Raw genomic sequence first — 13,619 nt, forward strand, 5'->3', positions numbered from 1 at the left:
CCCGGCGCCCCCGGACCCCCCGCACCACCCGCTCCGGGCCGACCGGGCGCGTCGTGGAGCGGGTGACGGGCGGTTCGACCGGCGGGAGAGGGTGGTCCGGCGTGTGCGGGCCGCGGGACCGGGACGGCTACGCACGGCTACGCGTCGGTGCGCACGGGCCGTTCGGAGCGGTGGTCCCGTGCCGGGCTCGCCTCCGGGGACGGGGACGGGGACGGGAGCTCGCGCCGGGGTGCCAGCAGGGCCGAGACGATGCCGAGCACGGCCAGCGCGGCTCCGACCCCCAGGGCCGGCTTGAAGGCGTCGACGAACGCATCGGGCGTGCCGTAGACGGCCGGTCCGGTGAACACGGCCGCGAGGACGGCCACGCCGAAGACACCGCCGAGTTCGCGGATCGCGCTGTTCGTGCCGGAGGCGACTCCGGCCTCCTGCTGCGGGACGGAGCCCATCACCGCGTTGGCCACGGTCGGGAAGCACATCGACGTCCCGACACCGGCCACCGTCAGGGCGATGCTCAGCTGGAGGTACCCCATGCCCGGGTCGGCGATCGCGGCGACCCAGCCGAGTCCGCCCGCCTGCAGCGCCAGCCCGGCGGCCATGAAGGGGCGGTTGCCGTAGCGCTCGGACAGGGCGCCGGCGATGGGCGCGACCACCATGGGTGTGGCGGTCCAGGGGAGGATCCACAGGCCCGCGGCGAGCGGGGAGTTGCCGAGCCCGATCTGCAGGAACTGCGACATCAGGAACAGTGCGCCGAAGAGCGAGGCGTACATGAAGAAGCTGACGCCGTTCGCGGTGGTGAAGGCGCGCAGGCGGAACAGGTCGAGGGGGAGCATGGGGCTGCGGGCCCTGCGCTGCCAGGCGAGGAAACCGGCCACCAGCGCCGCCCCGGCCAGGAGCGAGGAGATGACCTCGGCACTGCCCCAGCCGACGGTGTTCGCACGGACCAGTCCCCAGGTCAGGCCCAGGAAGCCGGCCCCGGCGAGGGCGAGTCCGATGACGTCGAGACGGGGCCTGGGGCCGAAGCTCTCGGTCAGCCGGCGAAGCGCGAGCGGGGCCAGGACCAGTCCGATCGGGACGTTGAGCCAGAAGATCCACTGCCAGTCGAGGCCGTTGGTGATGGCCCCGCCGACCACCGGTCCTGCGGCGACCGCCAGGCCGGCGATGCCGCCCCAGAGCCCGATGGCCATGCCGCGCTTCTCGGCCGGGAAGGCCTGGCTGATCAGGGTGAGCGTCAGGGGCATCACGATCGCCGCGAAGCCGCCCTGCACGGCGCGGGCCGCGATCAGGACGCCGACGGACGTCGAGAGGGCCGCAGCCCCGGAGGCGACGGCGAAGCCGAGGAGCCCGACGGCGAACATGCGCCGGCGCCCGAACCGGTCGCCGAGGGCGGCCCCGGTCAGCAGCAGACACGCGAACGCCAGGTTGTAGGCGTTCACCGTCCACTCCAGGTCGGTGAGTTTCGCGCCCAGATCGACGCGGATCACCGGGAGTGCGGTGGTGACGACCAGGGTGTCGAGGGCGACCATGAACAGGCCGAGGGAGGCCAGGACCAGGGTCCAGGTCTGGTGCGGCCCGCCGGCGGAGGGTGCGCGGGGGCCGGGGGCGTGGTGGGTTTCTGCGTACCGCATGGCAGGTGCTCCTTGCGGATCGGAGGGCGGAGGGTCCCACCTCACCGACGGGCGGAGTGGTCCCACCTCACCGACGGATGACCGGCGGCCGTATCGACAGGAATGCCGGAAAATTGTCCGAGGAGAGGCTGTCGATCCGGGTGGTCGCCGTCCGTCGGTATGACAGAAGGGCCCGAACGGCGGGCCCGATCGAGAAGGGAACGTGCCATGGCGCAGTACCTGATCCTGGTCTACCGGGACGAGGCCACCGTCGCCGGTGCCTCGCAGGAGGACTGGGACGCCGCGCTCAAGGAGCACCGCTCCTTCCAGGAACGCAACGCGACGGCCATCCTCGGCGGCAACGCGCTGCACTTCACCGACACGGCCACCTCGATCCGCCGGAACGGGTCGGGCGGTCTCGCCGTCACGGACGGGCCGTTCGCCGAGACCAAGGAGGCGCTCGGCGGCTACTACCTCGTGGAGGCCGCGGACCTCGACGAGGCGATCGGCCTGGCCAAGCAGGTCCCGGATCCGTTCGGCGGTGGTGTCGAGGTGCGCCCCGTGCGGGTGTTCGACTGACGGGGGCCGACGGTGGCCACGTCCCCGGCGGTCGCCGCCGCGGTGGCGGACGCGCACCGGCGCGAGTGGGCCTTCGTGCTCGCCGCGACGGCGCGCGTCACCCGCGACCTCGACCTGGCGGAGGAGTGCGTGCAGGACGCGTACGCCAGGGCACTGACGGTCTGGGGCGAGCGCGGCATCCCACAGCGCCCCGGCGCCTGGCTCACCACCACGGCCCGTAACCGGGCACTGGACGCGCTGCGACGCGATGCCACCCTGCGCCGGTCGTTGCCGCGACTCCTCGACCGCTCCACCGACCCCGCGGCGGACGACCCTGCAGCGGACGACCCCGGAGCGGAGCCGTCCGCCGCGGGGGAGGACTTCCCCGACGACCGGCTCCGGCTGATCTTCACCTGCTGCCACCCGGCACTCGCCGAGGAGGCCAAGGTCGCGCTCACCCTACGGCTGCTCTGCGGCCTGAGCACCGCCGAGGTGGCGAGCGCCTTCCTCGTCGGCCAGCCGGCCATGGCCGCCCGCATCACCCGCGCCAAGAAGAAGATCGCCACCGCGCGCATCCCCTACCGCGTGCCGCCCGCCGACGAGCTGCCCGAGCGCATCGACGCCGTTCTCACGGTGGTCCACCTGCTCTTCACCACCGGGCACACCGCCCCTGCGGGCGACGAACTCGTCCGCCGCGACCTGGTGGAACGCGCCCTCGACCTCGCCCGGATGCTGCGCACCCTGCTGCCCGGGGACGCGGGAGTCGCCGGGCTGCTGGCCCTCATCCTGCTGACCGACGCCCGGCGCGAGACCCGCGCGGCCGACGACGGCCGCCTGCTCCTGCTCGCCGAGCAGGACCGCAGGCGATGGGACCGCGCCGAGATCGCGGAGGGCCTCGCGCTCGTCCGCGAAGCCCTGCGTCCGCGGCCCCCGGGGCGCTTCGCGCTCATGGCCGCCATCGCGGCGGTCCACGCCGAGGCGCCGAGCTGGCAGGCGACCGACTGGCACGAGGTGGTCGCGCTCTACGACCTGCTCGTCACGATCTGGCCGTCCCCCGTGGTGGCCCTCAACCGGGCCGTCGCCGTGGGCTTCGCCGACGGCCCGGCCGCCGGACTCGCCGCCCTGGACGGGCTCGCCGCCGAACCCCAGCTGGCCGGCTACGGCTACCTCGCCGCCGCCCGCGCCGACTTCCTGCGCCGGCTGGACCGCACGGCGGAGGCGCGGCTGGCGTACGAGGAGGCGGTCATGCTCACCGAGAACAGCGTCGAACGCGCGTTCCTGAGCAGCCGCCTCCGCGAGCTGGGCTCGCGGGGCCCGGCGTGAGACCGACCAGGGGGGAAGGTGAGGTCATGCGGGTGTCCGGCGCGGGCGGGAGCGGCGTTCTGCGTCCGCGGGTGGGGCAGCCATACCCGGCCTCAACGGCCTGCCCGTGGGTCAACCGGGCAGGCCGTGGACGAAGGTGCCGCCGAGGAGGGTGTGGGTGGGGCTGAGGGCGGTGAGGTCCGGGGCCGTGGTGAGGTCCTCGGGCCAGATCGTGAGGTCCGCGAGGCGTCCGGGGGTGAGGCGGCCGCGGAGGTGGGATTCGCCGGTGAGCCGGGCGGCCGCGGTGGTGTGGAGGTCGACGGCCTCGGTCCGGGTGATGGCGTGCTCGGGGCCGAGGACGCCGGCGACGGTCGAGCGGGTGGTCAGGCCGTGGAGGGAGTGGGCGGCTCCGTAAGCGCCGACGGGGTAGTCGGAGCCGGCCGAGATGTCGGCGCCCGCGTCCAGCCAGGCACGGGCGGGGAAGAGGGCGGCCACCCGGTCCCTGCCCCAGTACTCGGTCTGGATGGCGGCCGCGTCGTGCAGCAGGGGCTGCTGGATGGTGACCGGGACGCCGAGCCGGACCGCACGGTGGCGCTGGGCCCGGTCCGCGAGGCCGCCGTGTTCCATGACCAGCGTGCCGCGGGGCAGGCCGGGGATGCGGCGGTGGACGCGCTCGTAGAGGTCGAGCAGGGTGCGGACGCCGCGGTCGCCGTAGGCGTGGATGCCGACCCGCCAGCCGCGCCGGACCACCAGCGTCACGGCGGATTCCAGTTCGCCCGGGTCCCAGGCGAGTTGGCCGGTGTAGCCGGGAGTCGGGCAGTGTGCCGGGCAGTACGGGGCCTCCAGGGCGCCGGCCTCGATCCCGCCGTCCATCCAGAACTTCACGCCCCAGACGCGCAGCCAGGGGTCGGCGGCGTAGCGCCAGGCCTCCATGCCGTCGAGGAGGTCCGAGACCTGCTGCACCGCGTGGAAGCCGAGGGTGGAGAGCAGCACCCTGACCCGGCAGCCGAGCTCGCCGCGCTCGTGGAGCCGCTGGAGCGCGGCCAGGTCGGCCGGGGAGGAGTTGGTGTCGCGCACGGTGCCGATGCCGGTCGCCGCGTAGGCGTGCGAGGCCAGGCGCAGGCCGCTCAGCCTGGCGTCCGGGTCGGGCGCCGGCAGGTGGGGCCGGATCAGGGCCAGGCCGCCGCGCAGGTGGCCGGTGGGCCGGCCGGCCGCGTCGCGGCTGATGCTGCCGCCCGCCGGGTCGGGGGTGTCGCCGTCGATGCCGCACCGGCGCAGCGCGTGGCCGTTGAGGACCTGGTTGTGCACCCCGCGCAGGACGAGCACCGGGTGGCGGTCGGTCGCCGTGTCGAGCTCGGCGGCGGTGGGGAAGCGGCGCTCGGCGAGGTTGAGCTCCTGCCAGTGCCCGGCCGTGCGGATCCACTCGCCCGGCGGGGTCCGGTCGGCCCGGGCGCGGATCAGGTCGAGGAACTCCGGGATGGAGCGGGCACCGTCCACGGCGACGTCGTGGGCGCTGTCGGCGGCCGCGATCAGGTGGGTGTGCGTGTCGTCGAAGGCCGGGAGGACGGTGGAGCCGGGCAGGTCGAGCCGTGTGGTGGCGGGGCCGGCGAGGTGGTCCAGGCCGTCCGGGGCCGGGGACACCGCGAAGACCCGGTCGCCGCGGACGGCGAGTGCCCGCTGCGGCTCCTGGCCGGGGACGAGGGTGTGGATGCGGCCCGCGCGCAGGAGCAGGTCCGCGAAGGGGGCAACGGGCGGGGGAGACGACGGCACGGCGGCCTCCAACGGCTCAGTTCGTCGCGGGCCGGATCAGGCGCTCGTCAGGGACGACCGCGACGCCGAGGATCTCGATCATGGCCTCGGGCTGCCACAGCCCCGTGGTGCCGATGCCGGCCATCGCGGGGTAGACCGGGCCGGCCAGCTCGCGCCAGACCTTCCCGATCTCCTTGCCGTGCGCCTGGTAGTCGGCGATGTCGGTCAGGTAGATCGTCACGCTCACCAGGTCCTGCGGGATGCCGCCCGCCGCCGCCAGGGTCGTGAGGACGTTGCCGAACGCCTGCCGGAACTGCTCGACGATGCCGCCCGGAACGATCTTCATGTCCCGGTCCAGGGCCGTCTGGCCGCCGAGGTACAGGGTGTTGCCGCTGAGCGTCCCGTGCGAGTAGCCGCTCGGCTGGGGCAGGGACGGGGGGTTGACCGGAACCGGTGTCGGATCGGACGCCATGGCGAGCTCCTGCGGTGACGGGAACCTGGGCGCCGTCACCGTAGCATCTATTGACAGCTCCGTGACGGTCGCAGAAATAATGAAATACCCGATGGCGGTCGGGTCAGGTCCGGACAGGGGTCAGGACAGGACGGGCCGCACCACGCCAGGCCGGATCGCGTCAGGTCCAGGCCGGTACGGAGGAGGAGCAAGGCCCATGCACCTCGCGACAGTGGCCCACGCGGCCGGCACCAGCGCCGCCGTGCGCGACGGGGAGACCTGGCGGGCGCTGCCGGCCACCGACCTGTCGGCGCTCCTGGCCACCGGCGCACCGGCGGCCGGCCACGTGGCCGGCGAGGTGCTCGACGGCGCCGTCCCGGTACTCCCGCTGCCCGCGCCCCGCAAGGTGGTCTGCTGCGGCCTGAACTACGCCGACCACATCCGCGAGACCGGACGCGACCTGCCCGCCCACCCCACCCTGTTCACCAAGTACGCCGACACCCTCACCGGCCCCGCAGCCGACCTCGTCCTGCCGAAGGGCCTGGACGTGGACTGGGAGGCCGAGCTCGCCGTCGTGGTCGGCGCGACCCTGCGCCGCGCCGACCGGCGGACGGCCCTCGCCGGCATCGCCGGCTACACCGTGGCCAACGACGTCTCCGTCCGCGACTGGCAGTACCGCACGCTGCAGTGGTACCAGGGCAAGGCCTGGGACGCCTCCACCCCCGTCGGCCCGGTGCTCGTGACACCGGACGAACTCGACCCGGCCGCGGGCGTGGACGTGATCTGCCGGGTCAACGGCGAGCAAGTCCAGCGCGGCAACACCCGGACCCTGGTGTTCGACCCGGCCGACCTGCTCGCCTACATCTCGACCTTCACCGTGCTGCGCCCCGGCGACCTGGTGCTGACCGGCACGCCCGGCGGCATCGGGGCGGCGCAGCAGCCCCCGCGCTTCCTCGCCGACGGTGACGTCCTGGAGACGGAGATCCCCGGCATCGGCACGCTGCGCAACACCGTGCGGTTCACCGGCTGAACCGGTCCGCATGACGCCTGACGCCACATCACCTCATATCTGACGCTCCATCAACTTGCTTATCACACCCCCGACAAGGAGCTTCGATGGACCCCACGCCCAGCGACTACGTCCTCGACGGCGACAACTCGATGTACGCCACGGCGAGCGGCCTGGTGGTGCCGGTCGTGACCCGGGCCGGTACGGAGCCCGGGGACACCGGCCAGTCGGCCGGCGCCACCCGGATCTCGGGGATCAGCATCCAGCACACCCCGGCCACCAGGCTCTGGTTCGGCAAGGTCCGCAACGAGGCCGGCTACCGCTCGGTGCCGCACCACCACGGCGAGGCCGAGACCGGCGGCTACGTGCTCTCCGGCCGGGGCCGGATCTACTTCGGTCCCGAGTTCGAGGACTACATCGACATGGCGGAGGGCGACTGGGTCTTCGTCCCGCCGTTCATGCCCCACGTCGAGTGCAACCTCGACCGCCACAACCCGCTGACCTGGATGACCACCCGCACCCCGGAGAACATCGTGGTCAACCTCCCCGAGGTCCCGGACGCGGACCTGCGCGACTGGCTGGAGCGCCCCTGATGACCGACACCACCTCGGAGGCCTTCACCGCGTCGGTCACCCTGACGCCCGCGACGCCCGAGCACTTCGACCTCGCCTTCACGGCCGTCACCCAGCCCTGCCCGTGGCCGAAGGCCTACGGCGGCGACCTCGTCGCCCAGGCCGCGGCGGCCGCCATGCGGTCCGTCGACGACGGCAAGACGCTGCACTCCATGCACTCCTACTTCATGCGCCCCGCCGAGATCGGCAAGGAGGTGCGCTACGAGGTGGAGATCCTGCGCGACGGCCGGGGGTACGCCACCCGGCAGGTGCGCGGCTACCAGAACGGCAAGCCGCTCTACGTCTGCCTGGCCAACTTCGCGGCCGGCGAGCCCGGTCCCGGCTACCAGCGCAGCGTCACGGACCTGCCCGGCCCCGAGGAACTCCCCAGCTCCGCCGAGTACCTCGCCGACCGCAGCGGCGGGACGATGACGCCGGGCTCGAAGGCCTACTGGTCCACCGGGCGCAGCTTCGACATGCGGCACGTGCCGGGCCCGGTCTACCTGACCGTCGAGGGCGCCCGGGCACCCCACCAGGCGGTCTGGGTCAGGCCGTTCGACGACCTCCGGCCGGTGGACGGGCTCACCGACGCACAGCGGGACACGGCGGCCCTCGCCTACGTCTGCGACTACACCATCCTGGAGCCGGTGCTGCGGGTGCTGGGCCTGCACTGGGCGCAGGAGGGGCTGGTCACCGCCAGCCTCGACCACGCGATGTGGTTCCACCGTGCCCCGCGCCCCGGCGTGGCGGACGGCTGGCTGCTCTACGCCCAGCAGGCCGAGGCCGCCGAGGCCGGCCGGGGCCTGGCCTCCGGCCGCTTCTTCACCCCCGACGGCGCCCACCTGGCCACCGTCGTCCAGGAAGGGATGCTGCGGACGCCCCCGGCCGCCGCCTCCGGGGCCGGGCAGGCGGGCACGCCGTGACCCCGCCGCGGTCGGGCCACACCGACACCTTCGCCCGCGACCACCTGCCCCCGGCCGGGCAGTGGCCGGTCCTCGAATTCACCACCGAGCTGCTCCGGTACCCCGAACGCCTCAACGCCGCCGTTGAGCTGATCGACCGTCCGACGGAGGTGTTCGGCCCGGACCGGCCCGCGCTGCGCACGCCGGACGGCGAGGTGTGGACCTACGGCGAGCTCCGGCAGCGGTCCGACCAGGTCGCCCAGGTGCTCGTCGAGGACTTCGGCCTGGTGCCCGGCAACCGGGTGCTGCTGCGCTCCCCGAACAACCCCTGGGCCGTCGCCGCGTGGCTGGGCGTGCTGAAGGCCGGCGGCATCGCCGTCTGCACCATGGCGGCCCTGCGGGCGCGCGAGCTGGGGCCGATCGTGGCCAAGACCCGGCCGGCCGTGGCGCTGGTCGACCACCGGTACCTCGACGAGGTGCTCACGGTACGGGACACGACCGCGCCCGGGCTCGCCGTGGTGGCCCACGGCGGCCCCTCGCCCGAGGACCTGACCGGCCGCGCCGGGCGGAAGTCCGGGCGGTTCGCCGCCGTCGACACCGCCGCGGAGGACGTCGCGCTGTTCGGGCCGACCTCGGGCACCACCGGGGTCCCGAAGATCACCGTGCACTTCCACCGCGACCTGCTGTCGATCGACAACACCTTCGGGAAGGCCACGCTGCGGCTGCGCCCGGACGACCTGGTCGCGTGCACCGCGCCGTTCGCCTTCACCTTCGGCCTGGGCATGCTGGTCGTCTTCACCCTCCGGGCGGGCGCCTGCGCCTTCCTCACCGAGGCCACCACCCCGGTGCAGCTCGCCGGGCTGGTCGCCGAGCACGGCGTGACCGTGCTGGCCACCGCGCCGACCGCCTACCAGCAGATCGTCAAGTCCGGTGAGCTGCACCGGCTTGCGGGCCTGCGCTGCGCGGTCAGCGCGGGCGAGCACATCCCCCGGCGCCTGTGGGAGCAGCTGCGCGCGGAACTCGGCATCGCGGTCATCGACGGGATCGGCGCAACCGAGCTGCTGCACATCTTCATCTCGGCCGCCGGTGCGGACATCCGCCCGGGCGCGACCGGCCGGCCCGTCCCCGGCTTCCGCGCCACCGTCCTGGACCCGGACGGCGCGGAGGCCGCCCCCGGTGTCGCCGGACGGCTCGGCGTGATCGGCCCGGTCGGCTGCCGCTACCTGGACGACGAGCGGCAGGCGAACTACGTCGTGAACGGCTGGAACGTCACCGGCGACACCTTCGTCCGCGACGAGGACGGCTACTTCTGGTACCAGGCGCGGAGCGACGACATGATCGTGTCCTCCGGCTACAACATCGCCGGCCCCGAGGTCGAGGCCGCCATCGTCACCCACCCGGACGTGGCCGAGACGGCGGTCGTCGCCGCGCCCGATCCCGAACGGGGCTCGGTGGTCTGCGCGTTCGTCGTGCTGAGGGACGGGGTGGCGGGCGGTCCGGCGAAGGCGAAGGAGATCCAGGACCACGTCAAGCAGCTGATCGCCCCCTACAAGTACCCGCGGGAGGTGCGCTTCACCGACGCACTGCCGCGTAACCCGAGCGGCAAGCTCCAGCACTTCAAGCTCCGCCGGATCGTCCAGGAGAAGGCCGTGGAGGGCCAGGCATGAGGATCGCGATCGCCGGCGGCGGCCCGGGCGGCCTGTACTTCGCCGCGCTGATGAAGCAGCTGGACCCGGCACACGAGGTCACCGTCTGGGAGCGCAACGCGCCGGACGACACCTTCGGCTTCGGCGTCGTCTTCTCCGACGAGACCCTCAGCGGGATCGACAACGCCGACGAGGTCGTGCATGCCGCGATGGAGAGCCGGTTCGCCCGCTGGACCGACATCGACATCGAGTTCGACGGTCACCGGTTCACCGTGGGCGGCCAGGGCTTCGCGGCGATGAGCCGCCACGACCTGCTCGGGATCCTGCAGCGGAGGGCCGCCGAACTCGGCGTCACCGTCCACTACCGGACGCCGGTGCCCGACGTGGACGAGCTGCGCGCCACGCACGACCTGGTGGTTGCCGCCGACGGGCTGAACTCCGCGATCCGGACCAAGTACGCCGACGTCTTCGCGCCCTCCCTGGACCGGCGCTGCAACAAGTACATCTGGCTCGGCACCGACCTGGTCTTCGAGGCGTTCCAGTTCTTCGTCCGGCAGACGGAGTGGGGCACCATGCAGATCCACGGCTACCCCTATTCCGACACCGGCTCGACCTTCATCGTCGAGATGCACGAGGACGTCTGGCGGCGGGCCGGCTTCGACCGGACGGAGGACCGGGAACTCCCGCCTGGCGCCTCGGACGAGTACGCCGTCGCCCGGATCCGGGAGATCTTCGCCGAGGAGCTGAAGGGCCACCAGGTCCTCACCAACAACTCGAAGTGGCTCAACTTCACGACGGTCCGCAACGAGCGCTGGTACGACGGGAACCTCGTGCTGCTCGGCGACGCGGCCCACACCGCCCACTTCTCGATCGGCTCGGGCACCAAGCTGGCCATGGAGGACGCCCTCGCGCTGGCGGCCTGCCTGCACGAACACCCCGTCGTCGCGGAGGCGCTGGAGGCCTACCAGAGCGAGCGCAAGCCGGTCGTGGAGTCGACCCAGCGGGCCGCGCAGGCCTCACTGGAGTGGTTCGAGAACATCGGCATGTACGCGGACCAGGCCCCGGCCCAGTTCGCCTTCAACCTGCTGACCAGGTCCCGGCGGATCACCTTCGACAACCTCCGGGAGCGGGACGCCGGGTTCGCCGCCCTGATGGAGCGCGAGTTCGCCCGGCAGGAGCAGTCCGCCGAGCCGGCCCCGGCGATGTTCCAGCCGGTGCGGATCGGCCCGCTGCAGCTGAAGAACCGCGTCATCGTCTCCCCGATGGACATGTACTCCTCGGTGGACGGCGTGCCCGGCGACTTCCACCTGGTGCACCTCGGCTCCAAGGCGCTCGGCGGCGCGGGCCTGGTGATGAGCGAGATGGTCTGCGTCTCGCCCGAGGGCCGGATCACCCCGGGCTGCCCGGGGCTGTGGACCGACGAGCAGGGCGAGGCCTGGCGCCGGGTCACCGACTTCGTGCACGGCAACACCACCGGCCGGATCGGCCTGCAGCTCGGCCACTCCGGGCGCAAGGGCTCGACCAGGCTGATGTGGGAGGGGATGGACGAGCCCCTGGAGGAGGGCAACTGGGAGGTGATCGGCCCGTCCGCGCTCCCGTACGGCCCAGGCTGCCACGTCCCCCGCGAGGCCACCCGGGCGGACCTGGACCGGGTGGTCGCCGACTTCACCGCCGCCGCCGAACGCGGCGTGCGGGCCGGCTTCGACCTGATCGAGGTGCACGCCGCCCACGGCTACCTGCTGTCCTCCTTCCTCTCCCCGGTCGCCAACCGGCGCACCGACGAGTACGGCGGCACGCCGGAGAACCGGCTGCGGTTCCCGCTGGAGGTCTTCGACGCCGTGCGCCGGGCCGTCCCGGACCGGATCCCGGTGACCGTCCGCATCTCGGCGACCGACTGGGTGCCGGACGGCAACACCGCGGACGACGCCGTGGAGATCGCCCGCGCGTTCATCGCGCACGGCGCCGCCGCGATCGACGTCTCCTCGGGCCAGGTCACCAAGGACGAGAAGCCGGCCTACGGCCGCTCGTACCAGACCCCGTTCGCCGACCGGATCCGCCACGAGGTGGCCGGGCCCGCCGGCGTCAAGGTGATCGCGGTCGGGGCCATCTCCTCGTACGACGACGTCAACTCCATCCTGCTCGCCGGGCGGGCGGACCTGTGCGCCCTGGGCCGCACCCACCTCTACAACCCGCAGTGGACCCTGCAGGCCGCCGCCGAGCAGGAGTACCGCGGCGCGGGCGCCCGGTGGCCCGTCCAGTGGGAGGCCGGCCGGCGCAGACCGCCCACCTCGCGCACCGACCGGATCCCGCCCCGGCTGGAGCTGCTGCGGGAGGGAGCCGCCGGCCAGGTGCACCTGCGGTGGACGCCCGCCGGCAAGCCGGGCGAGCCGGACAGGCCGGGCGAGCCGGACAGGCCGATGAGCTGATGAACGGCCATGTCGGCGATACTGGGCGCGATGAGCGAGACGAAGAGTGCCGACCGGCCCCCGGCCGCCGCCCGCCGTTCCCGGACCCTGCTGGTGAGCTTCCTCGGCGCGGTCGTCCGGCCCATGGGCGACTGGATGCCGATCGCGGGTGCGGTGGAGCTGCTGACCCAGTCGGGCCTGGACGCCGCCAGCGTCCGCACCGCGGTCTTCCGGCTCAAGAAGCGCGGCTGGCTGGAGTCCCGGGCCGACTCCGGCCAGCGCGGTTACGCCCTGACGCCCGTCGCCCTGGAGGCGCTCGCCGCCGGTGACGAGGTGATCTGGCACGCCCGGCAGCCGGCCGATCTCGGCGACGGCTGGTGCCTGGTCAACTTCTCCGTGCCGGAGTCCGCCCGCGCCGTGCGGCACCGGCTGACCGCCCACCTGAGCTCGCTCGGCTTCGGCAACATCGGCTCGGCGGTGTGGATCGCGCCCGCACGGATGCTCCCGGCCGCCCGCCGCGCCATCGCCGAGCTGGACCTCACCGACCAGTGCGCCGTCTTCGTCGGAGACTACGTCGGGGGCCAGCAGCTCGTGACCACCGTCCGCAACGGCTGGGACCTCGCCGGGATCGACCGGCGCTACCGGGAGTTCATCGCGGAGTACGAGACACAGAGCGACCGCCTCGACGGCCTCGACGACCAGGAGGCCTTCGTCGCCTACCTCTCGGTGATCGACCGCTGGCGCAAGCTCCCGTTCCGCGACCCCGGGCTGCCGTCCGAGGTCCTGACCGAGGACTGGAGCGGCCCCGCCGCCGTCCGGCTCTTCGAGCGCCTGGTCGCCGAGTTGGACGGTCCCGCGCTGGCCCACGCCGCCCGGTACTGGCCGTCGGGCTGACGGCCACCTGCCGTGTTCTGCGTGCTGTGTACTGCGTGCCGTGTGCGGCGTTCCGTGTGCTACAGATCGGAAACAGTGATCGTCCGGGCTTTGTGCGGGCACCTGTGGTTGGGCATATTCATTCCAGTCACACAGATCGTCCACCACATCATCACTTGACGTCCGGGAGTTCGCAGATGCATGAGCAGCAGTCCGGGTTACCCGCACAGCCGCCGGGCGGGAGCGTCCCGCCGCCGCCCCCGAGTCCGCCCGGGTACGGCCCGCCTCCGCCCGCCTATGGTCCGCCCCCGCCCGGGTACGCACCGCAGCAGGCGGGGTGGAACCAGCCCGCGCAGGCCCGCTCCTCCCGCACGGGGCTGTGGGTCGCGCTGGGGGTCGTCGGTGCGATGGTTCTGGCCGGCACGGCCTTCGCGGTGACGAGGTCGGCGGACACCACACCGCCCGCCACGCCGCCCGCCACGGCCCCGGCGGGTGCCGGGGCGGGCGCT

At 73.4% G+C, this 13,619-nt stretch carries 12 protein-coding genes; 8 read left to right on the forward strand and 4 right to left on the reverse strand.

From position 1 onward, the window contains the following. Positions 1 to 137 precede the first annotated feature (137 nt). Positions 138 to 1,625 (reverse strand): MFS transporter, encoded by a 1,488-nt coding sequence (locus ABZ885_RS24795; RefSeq protein WP_360192566.1) that lies wholly within the window; start codon positions 1,623 to 1,625, stop codon positions 138 to 140. Positions 1,626 to 1,832: 207 nt separating this feature from the next. Between ABZ885_RS24795 and ABZ885_RS24800 the strand changes: the two genes are divergently transcribed. Continuing rightward, complete coding sequence (locus ABZ885_RS24800; protein ID WP_360192569.1) at positions 1,833 to 2,183, forward strand: YciI family protein; 351 nt, start codon at positions 1,833 to 1,835, stop codon at positions 2,181 to 2,183. Between the two features lie 12 nt (positions 2,184 to 2,195). Further along, positions 2,196 to 3,485: a sigma-70 family RNA polymerase sigma factor gene (locus tag ABZ885_RS24805; protein WP_360192572.1), complete on the forward strand. Its 1,290-nt coding sequence runs from the start codon at positions 2,196 to 2,198 to the stop codon at positions 3,483 to 3,485. Between the two features lie 111 nt (positions 3,486 to 3,596). On the opposite strand, the gene ABZ885_RS24810 is transcribed toward ABZ885_RS24805, so the two are convergent. Then, positions 3,597 to 5,234 (reverse strand): amidohydrolase, encoded by a 1,638-nt coding sequence (locus ABZ885_RS24810; protein ID WP_360192574.1) that lies wholly within the window; start codon positions 5,232 to 5,234, stop codon positions 3,597 to 3,599. Positions 5,235 to 5,250: 16 nt separating this feature from the next. Beyond that, the gene (locus ABZ885_RS24815; protein WP_360192577.1) at positions 5,251 to 5,685 is read right to left on the reverse strand and encodes a RidA family protein; all 435 of its coding nucleotides are present in this window, start codon (positions 5,683 to 5,685) and stop codon (positions 5,251 to 5,253) included. Between the two features lie 196 nt (positions 5,686 to 5,881). Here ABZ885_RS24815 and ABZ885_RS24820 point away from each other — a divergent pair, with 196 nt between their 5' ends. From ABZ885_RS24820 to ABZ885_RS24845, 6 genes are all read left to right on the forward strand, one after another. Then, positions 5,882 to 6,694, forward strand: a complete 813-nt coding sequence (locus tag ABZ885_RS24820) for a fumarylacetoacetate hydrolase family protein (protein WP_360192580.1) — start codon at positions 5,882 to 5,884, stop codon at positions 6,692 to 6,694. 86 nt (positions 6,695 to 6,780) lie between these two features. Continuing rightward, positions 6,781 to 7,266, forward strand: coding sequence for a cupin (locus ABZ885_RS24825; protein ID WP_360192581.1), 486 nt, complete (start codon positions 6,781 to 6,783; stop codon positions 7,264 to 7,266). Then, positions 7,266 to 8,207 (forward strand): acyl-CoA thioesterase domain-containing protein, encoded by a 942-nt coding sequence (locus ABZ885_RS24830; protein ID WP_360192584.1) that lies wholly within the window; start codon positions 7,266 to 7,268, stop codon positions 8,205 to 8,207. The genes ABZ885_RS24825 and ABZ885_RS24830 overlap by 1 nt, the downstream gene beginning before the upstream one ends. Continuing rightward, complete coding sequence (locus ABZ885_RS24835; RefSeq protein WP_360192586.1) at positions 8,204 to 9,853, forward strand: AMP-binding protein; 1,650 nt, start codon at positions 8,204 to 8,206, stop codon at positions 9,851 to 9,853. The genes ABZ885_RS24830 and ABZ885_RS24835 overlap by 4 nt, the downstream gene beginning before the upstream one ends. Next, the gene (locus ABZ885_RS24840; RefSeq protein WP_360192589.1) at positions 9,850 to 12,258 is read left to right on the forward strand and encodes a bifunctional salicylyl-CoA 5-hydroxylase/oxidoreductase; all 2,409 of its coding nucleotides are present in this window, start codon (positions 9,850 to 9,852) and stop codon (positions 12,256 to 12,258) included. The genes ABZ885_RS24835 and ABZ885_RS24840 overlap by 4 nt, the downstream gene beginning before the upstream one ends. A gap of 30 nt (positions 12,259 to 12,288) precedes the next feature. Next, positions 12,289 to 13,131 (forward strand): PaaX family transcriptional regulator C-terminal domain-containing protein, encoded by an 843-nt coding sequence (locus tag ABZ885_RS24845; protein ID WP_360192592.1) that lies wholly within the window; start codon positions 12,289 to 12,291, stop codon positions 13,129 to 13,131. Positions 13,132 to 13,405: 274 nt separating this feature from the next. Here the strand turns inward: ABZ885_RS24845 and ABZ885_RS24850 are convergent. Further along, on the reverse strand, positions 13,406 to 13,619 hold a 214-nt coding region (locus tag ABZ885_RS24850; protein WP_360192595.1), incomplete at its 5' end, for a hypothetical protein.

Source organism: Kitasatospora sp. NPDC047058, assembly GCF_040643935.1.
GTDB lineage: Bacteria > Actinomycetota > Actinomycetes > Streptomycetales > Streptomycetaceae > Kitasatospora.

Excerpts from the sequence above, each read along its gene's own strand:
- ABZ885_RS24795 (WP_360192566.1), bottom strand. The coding sequence starts at position 1,625 with ATGCGGTACGCAGAAACCCACCACGCCCCCGGCCCCCGCGCACCCTCC.
- ABZ885_RS24800 (WP_360192569.1), top strand. The coding sequence starts at position 1,833 with ATGGCGCAGTACCTGATCCTGGTCTACCGGGACGAGGCCACCGTCGCC.
- ABZ885_RS24815 (WP_360192577.1), bottom strand. The coding sequence starts at position 5,685 with ATGGCGTCCGATCCGACACCGGTTCCGGTCAACCCCCCGTCCCTGCCC.
- ABZ885_RS24820 (WP_360192580.1), top strand. The coding sequence starts at position 5,882 with ATGCACCTCGCGACAGTGGCCCACGCGGCCGGCACCAGCGCCGCCGTG.
- ABZ885_RS24825 (WP_360192581.1), top strand. The coding sequence starts at position 6,781 with ATGGACCCCACGCCCAGCGACTACGTCCTCGACGGCGACAACTCGATG.
- ABZ885_RS24830 (WP_360192584.1), top strand. The coding sequence starts at position 7,266 with ATGACCGACACCACCTCGGAGGCCTTCACCGCGTCGGTCACCCTGACG.
- ABZ885_RS24840 (WP_360192589.1), top strand. The coding sequence starts at position 9,850 with ATGAGGATCGCGATCGCCGGCGGCGGCCCGGGCGGCCTGTACTTCGCC.
- ABZ885_RS24845 (WP_360192592.1), top strand. The coding sequence starts at position 12,289 with ATGAGCGAGACGAAGAGTGCCGACCGGCCCCCGGCCGCCGCCCGCCGT.